Annotated in this window: 16 protein-coding genes; 11 read left to right on the top strand and 5 right to left on the bottom strand. The window is 64.7% G+C overall.

All coding sequences use genetic code 11. The features are described 5' to 3' along the window. The first annotated feature begins 112 nt into the window (after positions 1-112). The 3 genes from dusB to ntrC are packed head-to-tail and all read left to right on the top strand — an operon-like array spanning position 113 to position 3,732. Positions 113-1,114, top strand: a complete 1,002-nt coding sequence (gene dusB, locus IVA87_RS01775) for a tRNA dihydrouridine synthase DusB (RefSeq protein ID WP_247332487.1) — start codon at positions 113-115, stop codon at positions 1,112-1,114. After that, complete coding sequence (locus IVA87_RS01770) at positions 1,111-2,280, top strand: nitrogen regulation protein NR(II) (protein WP_247332485.1); 1,170 nt, start codon at positions 1,111-1,113, stop codon at positions 2,278-2,280. The genes dusB and IVA87_RS01770 overlap by 4 nt, the downstream gene beginning before the upstream one ends. Before the next feature lie 9 nt (positions 2,281-2,289). Continuing rightward, complete coding sequence (gene ntrC, locus IVA87_RS01765) at positions 2,290-3,732, top strand: nitrogen regulation protein NR(I) (RefSeq protein ID WP_247281084.1); 1,443 nt, start codon at positions 2,290-2,292, stop codon at positions 3,730-3,732. 166 nt (positions 3,733-3,898) lie between these two features. On the opposite strand, the gene IVA87_RS01760 is transcribed toward ntrC, so the two are convergent. Further along, positions 3,899-4,045 carry a hypothetical protein gene (locus IVA87_RS01760; RefSeq protein WP_247281085.1) on the bottom strand — a complete coding sequence of 49 codons (147 nt, stop codon included), beginning with the start codon at positions 4,043-4,045 and terminating at the stop codon, positions 3,899-3,901. Between the two features lie 174 nt (positions 4,046-4,219). Here IVA87_RS01760 and IVA87_RS01755 point away from each other — a divergent pair, with 174 nt between their 5' ends. The 4 genes from IVA87_RS01755 to hflX all read left to right on the top strand — a co-directional run bounded on the left by IVA87_RS01755 (position 4,220) and on the right by hflX (position 9,924). Beyond that, positions 4,220-6,631, top strand: coding sequence for a PAS domain-containing sensor histidine kinase (locus tag IVA87_RS01755; protein WP_247332483.1), 2,412 nt, complete (start codon positions 4,220-4,222; stop codon positions 6,629-6,631). A 17-nt stretch (positions 6,632-6,648) separates the two neighbouring features. After that, positions 6,649-8,019: a sigma-54 dependent transcriptional regulator gene (locus IVA87_RS01750; protein ID WP_247297674.1), complete on the top strand. Its 1,371-nt coding sequence runs from the start codon at positions 6,649-6,651 to the stop codon at positions 8,017-8,019. A gap of 247 nt (positions 8,020-8,266) precedes the next feature. Next, positions 8,267-8,515 carry an RNA chaperone Hfq gene (gene hfq / locus IVA87_RS01745; RefSeq protein WP_007591126.1) on the top strand — a complete coding sequence of 83 codons (249 nt, stop codon included), beginning with the start codon at positions 8,267-8,269 and terminating at the stop codon, positions 8,513-8,515. An 11-nt stretch (positions 8,516-8,526) separates the two neighbouring features. Then, positions 8,527-9,924, top strand: a complete 1,398-nt coding sequence (gene hflX, locus IVA87_RS01740) for a GTPase HflX (RefSeq protein WP_247297671.1) — start codon at positions 8,527-8,529, stop codon at positions 9,922-9,924. A gap of 59 nt (positions 9,925-9,983) precedes the next feature. On the opposite strand, the gene mazG is transcribed toward hflX, so the two are convergent. After that, on the bottom strand, positions 9,984-10,838 hold the full coding sequence (gene mazG / locus IVA87_RS01735; protein WP_247297670.1) for a nucleoside triphosphate pyrophosphohydrolase: 855 nt from the start codon (positions 10,836-10,838) through the stop codon (positions 9,984-9,986). A gap of 126 nt (positions 10,839-10,964) precedes the next feature. Here mazG and queC point away from each other — a divergent pair, with 126 nt between their 5' ends. Beyond that, entirely contained in the window at positions 10,965-11,681 is a 717-nt protein-coding gene (gene queC, locus IVA87_RS01730; protein ID WP_247332481.1) for a 7-cyano-7-deazaguanine synthase QueC, read from the top strand. A 145-nt stretch (positions 11,682-11,826) separates the two neighbouring features. Here the strand turns inward: queC and IVA87_RS01725 are convergent, their stop codons facing one another. From IVA87_RS01725 to nthA, 3 genes are read right to left on the bottom strand one after another with little or no spacing between them, the layout of a single operon-like run. After that, the gene (locus tag IVA87_RS01725) at positions 11,827-12,207 is read right to left on the bottom strand and encodes a nitrile hydratase accessory protein (protein ID WP_247332479.1); all 381 of its coding nucleotides are present in this window, start codon (positions 12,205-12,207) and stop codon (positions 11,827-11,829) included. Then, positions 12,207-12,866 (bottom strand): nitrile hydratase subunit beta, encoded by a 660-nt coding sequence (gene nthB / locus IVA87_RS01720; protein WP_247332477.1) that lies wholly within the window; start codon positions 12,864-12,866, stop codon positions 12,207-12,209. Before nthB ends, IVA87_RS01725 begins: the two co-directional genes overlap by 1 nt. Further along, on the bottom strand, positions 12,863-13,495 hold the full coding sequence (gene nthA / locus IVA87_RS01715; protein ID WP_247332475.1) for a nitrile hydratase subunit alpha: 633 nt from the start codon (positions 13,493-13,495) through the stop codon (positions 12,863-12,865). The genes nthB and nthA overlap by 4 nt, the downstream gene beginning before the upstream one ends. Before the next feature lie 335 nt (positions 13,496-13,830). On the opposite strand from nthA, the gene IVA87_RS01710 reads away from it, so the two are divergent. From IVA87_RS01710 to IVA87_RS01700, 3 genes are all read left to right on the top strand, one after another. Continuing rightward, complete coding sequence (locus IVA87_RS01710; RefSeq protein ID WP_247332473.1) at positions 13,831-14,982, top strand: methionine ABC transporter ATP-binding protein; 1,152 nt, start codon at positions 13,831-13,833, stop codon at positions 14,980-14,982. Next, positions 14,972-15,637, top strand: coding sequence for a methionine ABC transporter permease (locus tag IVA87_RS01705; protein WP_247332471.1), 666 nt, complete (start codon positions 14,972-14,974; stop codon positions 15,635-15,637). The genes IVA87_RS01710 and IVA87_RS01705 overlap by 11 nt, the downstream gene beginning before the upstream one ends. Positions 15,638-16,159: 522 nt before the next feature. After that, positions 16,160-18,154: a TonB-dependent siderophore receptor gene (locus tag IVA87_RS01700; protein ID WP_247332603.1), complete on the top strand. Its 1,995-nt coding sequence runs from the start codon at positions 16,160-16,162 to the stop codon at positions 18,152-18,154. The last annotated feature ends 36 nt before the right edge of the window (positions 18,155-18,190 follow it).

Below are 18,190 nucleotides of genomic sequence, written 5' to 3'. Positions count from 1 at the left end.
ACGCTTGACTGCACAAGAATTGTGCGCAAGATAGATCATGGCAGGCGCGATGAGGCCCTGTCCAGTCAATGAGACCCATGTGACCGGCTCGGCAATACCTGGCTCTAAGCCGTTGAAAATAGGCGATATTGATGTCGCCACCCCGGTCTTCCTGGCGCCGATGTCGGGGGTGACTGACTCGCCCGTTCGGCGGCTGGCTGCGGAGCTTGGGGCGGGTCTCGTCGTGTCGGAAATGACAGCCAGTGATGAGCTCGCCAACGGTCACTGGATGTCCCGGTTGCGTTGCGAAGCTACGGGAATCGGTCCGCATGTGGTCCAGCTCGCCGGCTGCGAGGCGCATTGGATGGCCGAAGGCGCCCGGATCGCTGAGGCCGAAGGCGCCGACATCATCGATATCAACATGGGCTGTCCGGCCCGCCACATCACCGGCGGCCAGTCCGGCTCGGCCCTGATGCGAGACCTCGACCATGCCGTGAGCTTGATCGAGGCGACGATCGCCGCGGTCAAGGTGCCGGTGACACTGAAGATGCGGCTCGGCTGGGACGACCGCAGCCGCAACGCGCCGGAACTGGCGCGGCGCGCGGAAGCATCAGGCATCAAGCTCGTCACCGTGCATGGCCGCACCCGCTGCCAGTTCTACAAGGGCGAGGCCGATTGGGATGCGATCCGCGCCGTGCGCGAGGCTATCTCCATTCCGCTCGTCGTCAATGGCGACATTACGTCCTACGAGAAGGCGCTCGCGGCGTTAGAGGCCTCCGGCGCCGATGCCGTGATGATCGGCCGCGGCGCGCAGGGCCAGCCCTGGCTGCCTGGCCAGATCGGCCGCCGCCTGAAGGGCGGGGCAGAGGAAGCAACGCCGGCGCTCGAGACGCAGCTGCATTATGTCCGCACGCTCTATGAAGGAGTTTGCGCACTATACGGCTTGCGCATTGGCCTCAGGCATGCGCGCAAGCATCTGGGCTGGGCGCTCGACGTCGCGGCGCAGGTCAGCGGCGCGCCGGCCGAGACGCTGAAATCGTGGCGCCAGAAGATACTCACCTCGGAGGATCCGGGCCGCGTTCACCAATCGCTGCAAGACGCCTTCGACGACTTCGCATGGAGGGCCGCTGCATGAGCTCAGCCGCCGAACATCGCCGGGCGTCCGACAGCGATGCGATCCTGGATGCGCTGCCCAATCCCGTGCTGATGATCGGGCCGGACGGCAAGATCGTCGCCGCCAACATCGCGACCGAAGCCTTCTTCGAAATCTCGACGCAGTTCCTGAAGCGGCAATCGCTCAAGGAGCTGGTGCCGTTCGGTAGCCCGCTGCTGGCACTGATCGACCAGGTGCGCTCGTCGAACTCGCCGGTCAACGAATACAAGGTTGATCTGGGCACACCGCGCATGGGCGGCGACCGCCAGGTCGACCTGCATGTGGCTCCGCTCACCGAGCGGCCCGGCCACATCGTGGTGATGCTCCAGGAGCGCAGCATCGCCGACAAGATGGACCGCCAGCTCACCCATCGCAGCGCCGCGCGCTCGGTGATCGCGCTCGCCGCGATGCTGGCGCACGAGATCAAGAATCCGCTCTCGGGAATCCGCGGCGCGGCGCAATTGCTGGAGCAGCAGGCCTCGTCCGAGGACCGCATGCTGACGCGCCTGATCTGCGACGAGGCCGACCGCATTGTGACGCTGGTCGACCGCATGGAGGTGTTCGGCGACGAGCGCCCCGTGGTGCGCGGTCCCGTCAACATTCACTCTGTGCTCGATCACGTGAAGCGACTGGCGCAGTCCGGCTTTGCCCGCAACATCCGCTTCATCGAGGATTACGATCCCTCGCTGCCGCCGGTGCTGGCGAACCAGGACCAGCTGGTCCAGGTGTTCCTCAATCTCGTCAAGAACGCCGCCGAAGCCCTGATCGACGCGCCCGACGCCGAGATCCAGCTCACCACCGCGTTCCGCCCCGGCGTGCGCCTGTCAGTCCCCGGTCAAAAATCCCGGGTATCCCTGCCGCTGGAATTCTGCGTGAGAGACAACGGACCAGGCGTGCCAGACGACCTTCTGCCCAACCTGTTCGATCCCTTCGTGACCACCAAGCAGACCGGCTCGGGGCTGGGCCTCGCGCTGGTCGCAAAGATCGTCGGCGATCACGGGGGCATCATCGAATGCGAATCTCAGCCGCGCAAGACCACCTTCCGCGTGCTGATGCCGATGTATTCCACATCGGCGAAACATGCCGATCAAAGCAGTCGCGCCGACTCTGCCGGGAAGCCGTCGCCTGCATCACAGGGGGCAACATGAGGATTAACGATGCCCGCAGGTAGCATTCTCGTAGCTGATGACGATACCGCCATCCGCACCGTTCTCAATCAGGCACTGTCCCGCGCCGGCTACGAAGTGCGGCTCACCGGCAATGCCGCAACCTTATGGCGTTGGGTCAGCCAGGGAGAGGGCGATCTCGTCATCACCGACGTGGTGATGCCTGACGAGAACGCTTTCGACCTCTTGCCGCGGATCAAGAAGATGCGGCCGAATCTGCCCGTCATCGTCATGAGCGCACAGAACACGTTCATGACGGCGATCCGCGCCTCCGAGCGCGGCGCCTATGAATATCTGCCAAAGCCCTTCGATTTGAAGGAGCTGATCGCCATCGTCGGCCGCGCGCTCGCCGAGCCGAAGGAGCGAGTCTCGACGCCGGACGACGACGCCGAGATGGAAGCGATCCCGCTGGTCGGCCGCTCGCCGGCGATGCAGGAGATCTATCGCGTGTTGGCGCGTCTGATGCAGACCGACCTCACCGTGATGATCACGGGCGAGTCCGGCACCGGCAAGGAATTGGTGGCACGCGCGCTGCACGATTACGGCAAGCGGCGCAACGGCCCCTTCGTCGCCGTCAACATGGCGGCGATCCCGCGCGACCTCATCGAATCCGAGCTGTTCGGCCATGAGCGCGGCGCCTTCACCGGCGCCAACACCCGCGCCTCGGGCCGGTTCGAGCAGGCCGAGGGCGGCACGCTGTTCCTCGACGAAATCGGCGACATGCCGATGGAGGCGCAGACCCGCCTGTTGCGCGTGCTCCAGCAAGGCGAATACACCACCGTCGGCGGCCGCACCCCGATCAAGACCGACGTGCGGATCGTCGCGGCCTCCAACAAGGATCTGCGCGTCCTGATCCAGCAGGGCCTGTTCCGCGAAGACCTGTTCTTCCGCCTCAACGTCGTGCCGCTGCGGCTGCCGCCGCTTCGCGAGCGTATCGAGGACCTGCCGGATCTGGTGCGGCACTTCTTCACGCTGGCCGAGAAGGACGGATTGCCGCCGAAGAAGCTCGACGCGCTGGCGCTGGAGCGGATGAAGCAGCACCGCTGGCCGGGCAATGTGCGCGAGCTCGAAAACCTCGCCCGGCGCCTGGCCGCGCTCTATCCGCAGGACGTGATCACGGCCTCCGTCATCGACGGCGAGCTCGCGCCGCCTTCGGTCAGCCCGGGTGCGGCGGTCCAGCAGGGCGTCGACAATCTGGGCGGCGCGGTGGAGGCCTATCTATCCTCGCACTTCCAGGGCTTCCCGAACGGCGTGCCGCCGCCGGGTCTCTATCACCGCATCCTGAAGGAGATCGAGGTGCCGCTGCTCACGGCCGCGCTCGCGGCCACCCGCGGCAATCAGATCCGCGCCGCAGACCTGCTCGGCCTCAACCGCAACACGCTACGCAAGAAGATCCGGGATCTGGACATCCAGGTCTACCGCAGCGGGGCATAGTCGTTCTGGACGGACGGTGGCTCAGCTCCCCCTACCAAGGCAGAGCTGAGCCTGTCCGGATCGCGCTGGCCGTTGTGGCTGACGCGGTGGGCAGAAGTCCGTATCGGACTGAAATGTTCCGCTCGCACCCACAAATTGGTCATTCGGCCGCAAGGCGCTGCATCATCTACCTGACAAGTCGGCTGGATGCCGGCATCACGCTGGCGACATTCACCAGCGGCTGCTGAAGGCCGAGCCCGTTAACCAGGAGGTCGGCGGCAACGATCAGCAGAAGCACGGCCGAGACCATCGTCGCGAGAAAAAATCTATCCATTCCCGTCAAGCCGGGACGGCGGGAATCCGTTCCCGTCCAACCGGAATCTCCTTGTGGATGTGCCGTCCGTCGCGGCGGAGACGCCGCGGAATTGTCGCAATTCGGCAACAATGTGGTACGAATACATCAGTATCCGCCCGCCCGCGGACCCGTTTTCAGCAACCCATTGCCGGAATGACCAGCGCAGATACCTCGGCCGCATCCTTTGACACGGCCCCAGCCGAAGAGCCCAAGCGCTGGTCGCTGCGGCGCTGGCTGGCACCCTTCGCCGTGGCCCTGGCGCTGCTGTCGGCCCTCCTGACCTTCCTGGTTCTGACCGGCCTCACCAAGATCGAGCCGACGCCGGAGGTGGTCCGCTCGTTTTATCTGATCAATGCGGCCACGATCCTGCTCCTGGTCGGGATCATCGTCCGGGAACTCTGGCAACTGATCCTGGCGCGACGGCGGGGCAGGGCGGCAGCGCGCCTCCATGTCCAGATCGTCAGCCTGTTCTCGATCGTGGCGGTGCTGCCAGCGGTGCTGGTCGCCGTGGTCGCCAACGTCACCATCGAGCGCGGCCTCGACCGGTTGTTCTCGGGGCCGACCAAGGAGGTGATCCAGAATTCGCTGACGATCGCGCGGGCCTACATGCAGGACCATGCGCAGCTGATTCGGGGCGACATTCTCGGCATGGCCAACGACATCGCGCACGCCCGGCCGCTCTACGACCAGGACCGCCGCTCGTTCCGCGAGATGCTGACCGCCAGCGCCGGCTCCCGCAATTTGCCGGGCGCGATGATCATCGACAAGAACACCAACATTCTGGAATCCGCCGACACCGGCATGCGGCTCGCCTATTCGCCGCCGGCGCCCGACTTTCTCAGCAACGTCAACGAGTCCGAGCCCGAGATCGCGGTGCTGCCGGACGCGAGCTTCGTCGCTGCGGTGATCCGCCTGCGCGCCTTCAGCGACACGTTCCTCTACGTCGCCCGGCCACTCGATCCGAACGTCGTCAACCAGCTCAAGCAGACCGAGGTCAGCGTCGCCGAATACGCTCAGATCGAGTCGCGACGGCTCGGTATCCAGGTCGCGTTTGCGCTGATGTTTGCGGTGATCGCGCTGACCATCCTGATGGCCTCGGTGCTGATCGGCCTCAACTTCGCCAACTCGCTGGTCTCGCCAATCCGGCGGCTGATGAATGCAGCCCACACGGTCTCGACCGGCGATCTGCATGTCCAGGTGCCCGTGCACCAGTCGGAAGGCGACCTTGCCCAGCTCGGTGAGACCTTCAACAAGATGACGCAGGAATTGCGCAGCCAGCGCGATGAGCTCGTCAACGCCAGCGACCTCATCGACAGCCGCCGCCGCTTCATCGAGGCCGTGCTGTCATCGGCAAGCGCCGGCATCATCGGCGTCGACACCTCCGGCAGCGTCGGCATCCTCAACCGTTCCGCCGAGAAGCTGATCGGGCACTCCGAAGCGGAGACGCTCGGCCACCCGCTCTCCGACGTGCTGCCCGAGCTTGACGAAATGATGAAGGCGGCACGGGAAGGGACCCAGCGCCTGGTGCAGGGCCAGATCACGATCACCCGCGACGGCACCGAGCGCAATCTCTCGGTCCGCGTCAGCGCCGAGAAGACCAGCCAGCCGCGCGACAGCTACATCATCACGCTCGACGATATCACCGAGCTCGTGTCGGCGCAGCGCACCTCGGCCTGGGGCGACGTGGCGCGCCGCATTGCCCACGAGATCAAGAACCCGCTGACGCCGATCCAGCTCTCGGCCGAGCGCATCCGCCGCAAGTTCGGCAAGACCATCACCGAGGACAAGGACAAGCAGGTCTTCGACCAGTGCACCGACACCATCGTGCGCCAGGTCGACGATATCAGGCGCATGGTCGACGAGTTCTCCCGCTTCGCGCGGATGCCGAAGCCGGTGATGGAAGGCGAGGACGTCGCCGACACAGTGCGGCAGGCGGTATTCCTGATGAAGGTCGCCCATCCCGAGATCGACATCGAGGCCGAGTTCAAAGAGGATCCGCTGCGCGCCCAGTTCGACCGGCGGCTGATCTCCCAGGCGGTCACCAACATCGTCAAGAACGCAACCGAGGCGATCGAGCAGGTCCCGCCGGAGGAGCTCGGCAAGGAAAACGGAAAGGGCCGCATCGACGTCGTGGTGTCGCGCGAGGGCGAGGACGTGCTGATCGACGTCATCGACAACGGCATCGGCCTGCCCAAGGTCGCGCGCTCGCGGTTGCTCGAGCCCTACGTCACGACGCGCGCCAAGGGCACCGGCCTGGGGCTGGCGATCGTCGGCCGCGTGCTGGAAGACCACGGCGGACGAATCGAGCTGAAGGACGCTTCCGACTTCCGCGAAGGCCAGCGCGGCGCCTGGATGCGGTTGCGCTTTGCGATCTCCGGGCAACCTGCGAAGTCCGAGACAGCCGAGCCGGCGGCCGCGGCCAAGGAAGCAACCAAGTCGGACAACAAGGACGCCGTTACGGAATCCATCAAGGACCCGCAAACAAACGGTCCGGTCGCCGGAACCAAAGAGCCGACTGAAAAGACCAATGATTCAACGAAAATCGAAGCCTCAACAGGTAGCTGACAAGGCAGGCGCGACGCATGGCAAGTGAAATTCTGATTGTCGATGATGAGGCCGATATTCGGGATCTCGTTGCCGGCATACTCGAAGACGAGGGGTTCGTCACAAGGACTGCGCGCGACAGCGATACGGCCCTGGCCGAGATCGCCAACCGCAGACCGCATCTGGTGTTCCTCGACATCTGGCTCCAGGGCTCCAAGCTGGACGGTTTGCAGCTCCTGGAGCAGGTCAAGAAGGACAACGCCGACCTGCCGGTCGTGATGATCTCCGGCCACGGCAACATCGAGACCGCGGTCGCGGCGATCAAGCGCGGCGCCTATGACTTCATCGAGAAGCCGTTCAAGGCCGACCGGCTGATCCTGGTCGCGACCCGCGCGCTGGAGAACTCGCGCCTCAAGCGCGAGGTCAAGGAGCTGAAGCAGCTCGCGCCGAGCGCCAGCCAGCTCGTCGGCCGCTCGCCGAGCATGAACCAGCTGCGCCAGACCATCGAGCGCGCGGCCAAGGCCAACAGCCGTATCCTGATCGTCGGCCCCGCCGGCGCCGGCAAGGAGCTGACGGCGCGCACGCTGCACATGGCCTCGGGCCGCGCCGACGGACCCTTCGTCGTCATCAACGCAGCCGCCATCACGCCCGAGCGGATGGAGCATGAGCTGTTCGGCGTCGAGCAGCCCAACGGCGAACAGCCGCGCAAGGCCGGTGCGCTCGAGGAAGCCCATGGCGGCACGCTGTTCATCGACGAGATTGCGGACATGCCGCGCGAGACCCAGAACAAGATTCTGCGCGTGCTGGTCGAGCAGTCGTTCCAGCGCGTCGGCGGCACCGCAAAGGTGCAGGTCGACGTCCGCATCATCTCCTCCACCGCGCGCAATCTCGAAGAGGAGATCGCGGCCGGTCATTTCCGCGAGGACCTCTATCATCGGCTCTCGGTGGTGCCGATCCGCGTGCCCGCGCTGTCGGAGCGGCGCGAGGACATTCCGGAATTGATCGACTACTTCATGGAGCAGATCTCGGCCGGCAGCGGCCTGCCGAAGCGTCAGATCGGGCAGGATGCGATGGCGGTGCTGCAATCGCACGTCTGGCCGGGCAATGTGCGCCAGCTCCGCAACAATGTTGAGAGAGTCATGATTCTGGCTGCGGGCGGGCCCGAGGTCATCATTACGGCCGACATGTTGCCGCAGGACGTCGGCTCCATGGTCCCGGCGATGCCGACCAGCAACAATGGCGAGCACATCATGGGGCTGCCGCTGCGCGAGGCGCGCGAAGTATTCGAGCGCGACTATTTGATTGCACAGATCAGCCGTTTCTCGGGAAATATTTCTCGCACGGCCGAGTTTGTTGGCATGGAACGTTCAGCGCTACACCGGAAGCTGAAGGCGCTTGGTGTCGGCTAGCGCGGCCAGGTGGCGGGCAGAGATCAAGATAAGCGAGGAAAATCATCGATTTCCGTAGTTTTTCGGGGCAATACGGCTGGGGCTGCCGCGTGAAGCGGCTTGCCTAATAGGCCCACCTGTCCTCTAATTGCACAGCTGTTCCTTCCGAGGGGGATCTCATGAGGCACGGCAACCGGGAGAGGCTCCGAATTTCAAAAGAGGGCCGCAACCGGCGCAATAAAAAGAAACTCAAAGCGAGATAAAAACAATGGCGGCAGACCGCGCACAAAACCTGCAGGACACCTTCCTTAATCACGTTCGCAAAACCAAGACGCCACTGACGATCTTTCTGGTCAACGGAGTGAAGCTCCAGGGCATCGTGACCTGGTTCGACAATTTCTGTCTGCTGCTTCGGCGCGACGGTCACTCGCAGCTTGTCTACAAGCATGCGATATCGACCATCATGCCGGGTGCGCCGATCCAGTTGTTCGAAGGCGGCGAGGATCAGCCGGCTTGAGAGTGATCTGATTGGAACCCCGGAATTTCGACGGGGATGCCGACCGTCCGCGGCCGGCAGGGGCTAAGCAGACGGGGCGGGTGCTTGTCATCGGCCCCTACTTGCGTATGCGCGCGGGCAGTGCCGACGTGCAATCGGAAAACCATGGCTTGTCTAATCAAGTCCTGCGTAACGCCGAGGCCCGGCTCGATGAAGCCGCGGGCCTCGCGCGCGCGATCGATCTCGTCATTGCCGACGCCATTATCGCGCCGATCAGCCAGATCAGGCCGGCGACCTATATCGGCAAGGGCAAGGTCGAGGAGATCGCGGGGCTGATCAAAAGCCTCGATGTCGAGCTCGTGGTGATGGATTGCGCGCTGGCGCCGATCCAGCAGCGCAATCTCGAGAAGGAGCTGCACGCGAAGGTGCTCGACCGCACCGGGCTCATTCTGGAAATCTTCGGCCGCCGTGCCAAGACCAGGGAAGGCTCGCTCCAGGTCGAGCTCGCGCATCTCAACTATCAGCGCTCGCGCCTGGTGCGCTCATGGACCCATCTCGAACGCCAGCGCGGCGGTTTCGGATTCATGGGCGGTCCGGGCGAGACGCAGATCGAAGCCGACCGCCGCCTGATTCAGGAGCGCATCTCCAAGCTGGAGGGCGAACTGAAGAAGGTGCAGGCGACGCGCCGCCTGCACCGGGCCGGGCGCCAGCGCGTGCCGTATCGCGTCGTCGCGCTGGTCGGCTACACCAATGCCGGCAAGTCGACGCTGTTCAACCGCCTGACGCGCGCCGACGTGCAGGCCGCCGACATGCTGTTCGCGACGCTCGATCCGACCCTGCGGGCGCTGAACCTGCCGCACGGCGGCAAGGCGATGCTGTCCGACACGGTCGGCTTCATTTCCAATCTGCCGACACAGCTCGTCGCCGCCTTCCGCGCTACGCTGGAGGAGGTGCTGGAGGCCGACGTCATCCTGCATGTCCGCGACATCTCGCATGAGGATGCCGAAGCGCAGCAGAGCGACGTCGACGCGGTGCTGCGCCAGCTCGGCATCAACCCTGATGATTCCGGCCGCATCATCGAAGTCTGGAACAAGATCGACCGTTACGATGCCGAACAGCGCGAAGAGCTTTTGAACATCGCCGCACGCAGGCCGGAAGACCATCCGGCGATGCTGGTCTCGGCCGTGTCGGGCGAAGGGGTGGAAGCACTGCTCGCCGCGATCGAGGAACGGCTCGCGGCCAAACGCACCACCCTGGATCTCTCCATCGACGCCGCCGACGGCGCCGGCATCTCCTGGCTGCATCGCAATTCCGAGGTGCTGTCCAAGGAGCTGCACGACGGCCGCTTCGACATGACCGTGCGGGTCGACGAGACCAAGCGGGATATCGTGGTGTCCAGGTTCGATGCGGTGCCGCATCTCTCCGCATAGACGCTGTCGTCCCGGATCTGCGCGCGCTTGAGGCGCGCTTGTCCAGGACGACATTTGGGTTAACGGCGAACTTCTTTGCGTCCCTCCGGCGCCGGCTTTTCGTCGACCTTCGCCTCGTTCCATAGCGCATCCATCTCCGCGAGCGAGGCCTGCTCCAGCGTGCGCCCCTGCGCCTCGAGCGCGCGTTCGATATAGGCGAAGCGCCGCTCGAATTTTGCATTCGTTGCCCGCAAGGCGCTTTCCGGATCGGCATCGACATGGCGGGCGAGGTTGACGAGGGCGAACATCAGGTCGCCCGTCTCCTCCGCCAATTCCTGCTTGTCGTTGCGGTCGAGCGCGGCCTCGATCTCGTCGGCTTCCTCGCGGATCTTTTGCAAGACCGCGCGCGGATCGTTCCAGTCGAAGCCGACGGTGGAGGCCTTGCGCTGAAGCTCCATGGCGCGCGTCAGTGCGGGCTGGCCGGCCTTCACGCCCGACAGCAGTGATTTGCGCGCCGGCCCGTCCTCCGGCGGCCGGCGCGCGGCGCGCTCGGCTTTCTCCTCGGCCTTGATGCGGTCCCAGACTTCCTTGACGTGAGAGGAGGCGAGATTTCCGTTCTTGTCGGCGAAGACATGAGGATGGCGGCGGATCATCTTGCGGGTGATGGCTTCGACGACGTCACCAAACGCGAACGCATTCTGCTCCTCAGCCATCTGGGCGTGGAACACGACCTGCAACAGGAGGTCGCCGAGCTCCTCGCGCAGATCGTCGAGGTCGCCCCGGGTGATGGCGTCGACCACCTCATAGGCTTCCTCGATCGTGTAGGGCGCGATGGTCGCGAAATCCTGCTCGAGATCCCAGGGGCAGCCGGTCACCGGCGTGCGCAGCGCCGCCATGATCTCGATCAGGCGGGAGATGTCGCGGGAAGGGGTCATTGCGGGGCAGTCTCCTGGCTCCCAAACCTTATGCCAAAAGCGGGCGCCCGTTCCCAGCGGAGCACGGCGGAACAGGCCGATTTCCACCGATTGGCGAGTGGTCTGCGCAGTGCTAAAGCGCGGACCATGAGTGACGCATTTTCATCACAGACCGCCTTGGTGCTGTTTTCCGGCGGCCAGGATTCCACCGCCTGCCTCGCCTGGGCACTCAGCCGTTTCGCCCGCGTGGAGACGCTGGGGTTCGACTACGGCCAGCGCCATGCCATCGAGCTCGCCTGTCGCGACCGCCTGCTCGAGGGTATCAAGGGCCTGCGCACGGATTGGGCCGCAAGGCTCGGCGACAGCCACACGCTGTCGATCCCGACGCTGGCGGCCGTGTCCGAGACGGCGCTGACGCGGGACGTCGCGATCGCGATGGGCGCCGACGGGCTGCCCAACACCTTCGTACCCGGGCGCAATCTGGTGTTCTTGACCTTCGCCGCGGCGCTGGCCTACCGGCGCGGTATCAGCCACATCGTCGGCGGCATGTGCGAGACCGATTATTCCGGCTATCCCGATTGCCGCGACGAGACCATCCGGGCCATGCAGGCCGCGCTCGCGCTCGGCATGGCGAGAGCCTTCGAGCTGCATACGCCGTTGATGTGGATCGACAAGGCCGCGACGTGGAAGCTGGCCCACGATCTTGGCGGCGACGGCCTCGTCGATCTCATTCGCGAGCAGTCGCACACCTGCTATCTCGGCGAACGCGGCGCGCAGCATGAGTGGGGCTATGGCTGCGGTGAGTGCCCGGCCTGCAGCTTGCGCGCGAAGGGGTGGCGGGAGTTTGCGGCGGGGCGCAAATAGCGGCTCCGAGCACCACTGTCATTCCCCGCGAAGGCGGGGAATCCAGTACGCCGCGGCTTCTCCGTTCCCACAAGCGTCATACACCCGCCTTCGCGGGTGATGACAGCTGTGTTTGGGAAGCACTGCCCGCGCCACGCACGAAGCACTAACCCTTAAAATCCTCCGGCCGGAGCTCGATCGGCTTGCCGTGCGGCGTGCGATCCGCCGCGTGGTCCCAGGCATCCCGATAACAGTGCAGCGTGTCCTTCGACGCCACGCCCTTGCTTGCGACCAAGCCCTCAAGTGTCGCGAGCCAGTGCAGGTAATAGGTCTCGCCCGTATCGGGATCGCCGGCCGCCTGCGCGCGCTTGATCTCGTCGGCCAGTGCGGCGGCCCATTCCGGCCAGGTGAACACGCCGCGTTCGTGCAGGGTGAGCGCCATCGCAAACGCATGCGCCTCCCAGGGCGCGCGGAACACCGGGCCGTCGTCGTCACGGGGAATGCTCGGAATGGCCGCCGTCGCGGCGGCCGCAAGCGTACGGCTCATCACGCCGGATCCAGATAGGGCTCGAACGCGTCGATGGATACCTTCGAGGTCGGATCGCCATCCGCCCCCCAGAGATCGCGGCCCTCGAACACGACCGTGTAAAGCCATTGCGGATTTTCGCCGCGCTCCATCGCCGCCGTGTCAGGAAACACGTGACAGCCATGGTTGAGCTCGACGACGCCGACATGGCCGCGCACATAGCGCGGCAGCCGTGTATGCGTTGCCGGATGAATGTTCTTGGCGCGCACGCGATCGCCGATCGCAAATTTGGCCGGGGCTGGAGCAGGGCGGGCGAACTTGCCGCGTACCATCACGCGCTCGACATTGGCGAGATCGAACTTGCCGTGCTTGAGCGGCTTTGCGGGCTGCATCGCGTGGCCGGCGGCAACCTCCTCCCTGGTGAGATAGCCCTTCTCGATCAGCATCTCCTCGAGCCCGAGGAACCATTTCTTGTAATAGGAGCTCGAGAGATACACGTGCGGCGGCAGCGTCTCGCGATAAAAGCGAGAGGTGTCGATGTTGAAGGCGCCGGCCGCCCCCATCGCACGCACCATCGCCAGCACGCGTGCTTCCCACGCTGCGTGGAACACCGGCTCGTTCGGCTCGGGCTCGACCTTGCCGAACCCATCCATGCCGCCCATGTCGTGCACGCCGTTCACGACGGCGCTCCCGGCGTCTTGGGAAAGCCGGTGCCGATCATGGAGTCGCGGGTGACGAGCTCGGCGAGCTGCTCTTCGCTCCAACCTTCCGTACCTTCGGGGCGCATTGGCAGCACCAGGAAGCGCGTCTCGGCAGTGGAATCCCAGACACGGATTTCGATCTCCTTCGGCAACGTGACGCCGAAATCGGCGAGCACGCCGCGCGGGTCCTTCACCGCACGCGAGCGGTAGGGCGCGGCCTTGTACCAGACCGGCGGCAATCCCAGCATTTCCCAGGGGTAGCAGGAGCATAGCGTGCACACGACCATGTTGTGACGCTGCGGCGTGTTCTCGACCACCACGAGATGGTCACCGACGCGGCTGACATGCCCGAGCGTGCCGATGGCTTTTGAGCCGTCCTCCAGCAGCGCCTGTTTGAACGCCGGATCGGTCCAGGCCTTGGCGACGACGCGCGCGCCATTATGCGGCCCGATCTTGGTCTCGTAGGCCTCGATGATGGCATCGAGCGCGGCCGGCTCCACGTAGCCTTTTTCGGTCAGGATCGTCTCGAGCGCGCGCACCCGCAGCTCGGTTTCCGATAGCTCGGAATGATCGTGATCGTGGTGATGGTGGTCGTGATCGTGGCTCATGGGACGAAAGATAGGCGCAAAGGTCCCCGCCTGTCGAGGATGCGTGCTGGCGCCACAGTAGGACGCAAAGTGAGGTCGATGCCAGGGCCGCAGGTGCGGATCCGCCGTGCTCGGATCAGCCGACAGCCCGGCAGATGATTTTTCTTCGCCAAGGAGCGATCGGGAAAACTTCGTCCAACTGCCCGCCAATATCTGAGATTGCAAGAAGGGTCTGAAAGGGCGATGGTGCGTGCTGCGATGCAGCGCGCTTTCCGAGCCCTCATCGCGGTTCCATCTCCCGTCGCGTGATGCGACCCGGCTTCCCGCGCGCTTTTGCGGGCAAGCGACCATTGTGCATGAAGGCCGCCGCCATGAACGCCCACCAATCGCCTGCGATCGGACAGCCGATCCAGACGCCTGAAGCGATGTCACCCGCCATGACCGAGCCGGACGCGATGGTCCGGTTCGCAGGCATCTCAAAAACCTATCCGGCCTATCGCGGCAAGCCCGGAGTCAAGGCGCTGCAAGACATCGACTTCGCGATTCCGCGCGGCTCCATCACCGGCGTGATCGGCCGCTCCGGCGCCGGCAAATCGAGCCTGGTCCGGCTGATCAATGGGCTGGAGAAGCCGACCACGGGCCGCGTCATCGTCGATAACAGAGACATCTCGGCGCTTGCAGGGCGCGAGCTGCGGCTGGCGCAGCGCTCGATCGGCATGATCTTCCAGCACTTCAACCTGCTGTCGTCGCGCACCGCTGCCGATAATATCGCGCTGCCGCTCGAAATCGCCGGCTGGGGCAAGGCCGATACCAAGGCCCGCGTCGCCGAGCTGCTGGCGCTGGTCGGCATCGCCGACAAGCACGATCGCTATCCCTCGGAGCTCTCCGGCGGCCAGAAGCAGCGCGTCGGCATCGCGCGGGCGCTGGCGACGCGGCCGAGTGTGCTGCTGTCGGACGAGGCGACCTCCGCGCTCGATCCGCAGACCACGCGCGCGATCCTCGACCTGCTCGCGAGCATCAATCGCGAGCTAGGCGTGACGATCGTGCTGATCACGCACGAAATGTCGGTGGTGCGTCAGCTCGCCAAGCAAGTGGTGGTGCTCGATTCCGGCCATGTGGTCGAGAGCGGCCACGTCGCCGACATCTTCACCCATCCCAGGCACCCGATCACGCAGTCCTTCCTTGCGGAGGTGATCGGCGACAGCCTGCCGGTGTCGCTGGCGAGCCGCATTGTTCCGGAGCCGGTCGTAGGCGGGCAGGCCGTGATCCGAGTCCAGGTGCGCGGCGCCGGCGCCGGCGATACGCTGGTGGCGCGGCTTGCCCGTGAGCTCGACCTCGACGTTGCACTGCTCTCGGCGCGCATCGACGAGATCAGCGGTCAGCACGTCGGCTCACTCGTTCTCGGCATTCCCGTTGGCATTTTTGGCGGAGAGGACACGGTGACGCGGACGCTCGCCTGGCTTTCTCGATATCAATTCCCGGCGGAGCGTCTCGGCCATGTCGCCTGAACTCATCAACCTGATCATCCAGGCCACGGGCGAAACCCTGTTCATGGTCGGCACCGCGGCGCTGCTCGGCACCATCTTCGGGCTGCCACTCGGCGTCTTTCTCGCGACCAGCCGGAAGGGGGAGCTGTTTGCAGCGCCTGCCATCAACGGCGTGCTCGGCGTCATTGTCAACGCGACGCGTTCCACGCCCTTCATCATCCTGGTCGTCGCCATCATCCCGTTCACGCGCCTCGTCGCCGGCACCTCGATCGGCTCGACCGCGGCGATCGTGCCGCTGACGATTGCCTCGACACCGTTCATCGCACGCCTCGTCGAAGCCGCCATCCGCGAGGTCGATGGTGGCCTGATCGAGACGGCGTCCTCGTTCGGCGCTTCGCCAATCCAGATCGTGCTCAAGGTGCTGATCCCCGAGGCGCTGCCCGGCTTGCTGCTGGCGCTGACACTCGCGGTGGTCGGCCTGCTCGGCTATTCCGCCATGGTCGGTGCCGTCGGGGGCGGAGGTTTAGGTGATCTCGGCATTCGCTACGGCTATCAGCGCTTCATGCCGGAGATGATGCTCGCCGTCGTCGTCGTGCTGATTGCGTTGGTACAGCTCGTTCAGAGCGCGGGCGACTATCTGGCGCGCCGCGTCAACCGGCGGCTGCGGCATCGCTGACGCCGTTTCGAGATATTGCCGGCAGGCAGATTCTTGTCTGTCTGGAAACATTCCAAATTCCGAATCGCGACTGAGCGCATTCGCCGCACTTGCTGCGCACACGTCTGGAGAGATTCTAACGCTGTTCCTATCGCACTCCGAAACCGCCTGAGTTAGGCCGGGGCATCAAAAAACGGTACCGGCAAAGCCGGCAGTGCGTGGGGCCTCGAAGACGTGACCGATTTCCAACCTTCTTCGCGTGATGACACGCGTCGCCGACAGATCCAGCTTCTTTTCTTCGGTGCAGTCAGCACATTTGCTCTCTCCGTCCCGTTCGCTGACGTGCAAGCCCAGACGCAGATTCCACCTGTCACTGTCGACGCGCCGGCGCAGCGCGGCCGTCCGGCCGCGGTTGCCTCGTCCCGGCGGTCGTCGGCGACACGCACCGCACGTGCCAATCGTCGCGGTCCGGCGCAACAGGCTGCGCCAACCCAGTCGGCATCGGCATCGAACGGCGGCACCGGCGAACGCGCCAATGGCCCGGTGCGCGGTTTCGTTGCCACGAGGAGCGGCACCGCCACCAAGACGGATACGCCGCTGATCGAAAGCCCGCAGTCGGTGTCCGTCGTCACCACCGACCAGGTCAGGAATCAGGGCGCCGTCTCGATCGGCGAGGCATTGCGCTACACCGCAGGCGTCAGCGGCGACGTCAATGGCGGTTCTGACACCCGCTTCGGCGCCCTCCAGATCCGCGGCTTCGACACGACCATGTCAGGCCTCTACGTCGACGGCTTGCGGATTCCATCCAGCAACTACGTGCACTTCAACGGCCTCGATCCCTACGGGGCCGAGCGCCTCGAGATTCTCAAGGGGCCTTCGTCGGCGATGTATGGCGGCAGCGGTACCGGCGGCATCCTCAACTACGTGACCAAGCTGCCGACCGCGCAGCAGTTCGGCGAAGTCTCAATCTCCGGCGGCAGCTTCAACCGTTATCAGGGCCAGTTCGACATGGGCGGCGCCGCCAACAAGGAGGGCACCGTGCTATGGCGTCTGACCGGCGTCATCCGCGATGGCGAGACCCAGGTCGACTTCACCAAGGACAACCGCGTCTTCATCGCGCCCGGTGTCACGTTCAAGCCGAACGAGGACACGACGATCACGCTGCTCGCCAACTATCAGAGGGATCGGGCAGGGTGGGGCCTTCAGTTCCTGCCGGCTTCGGGCACGGTGTGGCCGAACAACGGCCGCACCATCCCGGTCTCGTTCTTCGCGGGCGTGCCGAGCTTCAATGCGTTCAACACCGAAATTGCGACCGCCGGCTATCAGCTGTCGCACAATTTCACCGACAACATCACGTTCCGGCAGAACCTGCGCTACGCCTATCAGCACAACGAGGAAAAGACCTTCTACGGCACGGGGTACACCGACGAGGCGGCGGGGCAGCTGGGGCGTTTCGGCAGCTACAGCAACTCCTACATCAATTCCTTCGCGGTGGACAACCAGCTCCAGGGCAAGTTCACCACCGGCATCCTCAGCCATACCACGCTGGTCGGGATCGACTATCGCAACACCACGTTCCGCGACACGGCGTTTGCCGTCACCACATCGGCGCCGGAGATCAACGTCTTCAATCCGGTCTACAGCTATGACTGGGCCATCGGCGGAATGTACGACAACAAGGGTGTCAAGCAGTCGCAGCTCGGCCTCTATGCGCAGGATCAAATCAAGCTCGGCCGGCTGTCGTTCCAGCTCGGCGGCCGCCAGGATTTCGTGACGACGCAGCTCGATACCAATCTGCCCCCGGCCGATACATCGACGTCGAAGGACGCATCGGCGTTCACCGGCCGCGCCGCCGTGATGTACAATTTCGACAACGGCATCGCGCCTTATTTCAGCTATTCCGAGTCGTTTCTGCCGCAGCTCGCGACAAGTCCGTCAGGACAGATGCTCAATCCCGAGACCGGCGTGCAATACGAGGTGGGCGTCAAGTACCAGCCGCTGGGCTGGAATGCGCTGTTCACGTTCGCCGCCTTCGACCTGACGCGTGACAATGTCGCTGTGTACGTGCCTGCAACCACCTTTTACGAACAAATCGGGCAGGTGAAGTCGCGCGGCATCGAGCTCGAAGGTACGATGTCGCTGGCCGACGGCTGGAACCTGCGCGCGGCCTATGCCTATGTCGATGCCATGGTTACGCAGGATCCGGTCAATGTCGGTAAGGCGCCGGTCACGGTGCCGCTCAACCGCGCGTCGCTGTGGAGCGACTACACGCTTCAGACCGGGCAATTGGCGGGCTTGCAGTTCGGCGGCGGCATTCGCTATGTCGGCGCGACGTGGGGCGATGATGCCAACACGTTCAAGGTTGGATCAGCCACGGTGCTGGACGCGCTGCTTGCCTACACCAGGGATAATTGGCGGCTGTCGCTGAACGTCACCAACCTCGCGGACACGCGCTATGTCGCGGCGTGCTACGGCCTGTCGGGCTGCATGTATGCGGAGGGACGCAAGGCGATCGGCAAGCTGACCTACCGCTGGTGAAATCGAGGACGGTCCGGCGATGGGAAGTCGGACCCT

The sequence above is a fragment of the Bradyrhizobium sp. 147 genome, from assembly GCF_023073935.1.
GTDB lineage: Bacteria > Pseudomonadota > Alphaproteobacteria > Rhizobiales > Xanthobacteraceae > Bradyrhizobium.
Note: the sequence above shows the minus strand (reverse complement) of the source record. Positions and strands in the feature narration are given on the sequence as shown.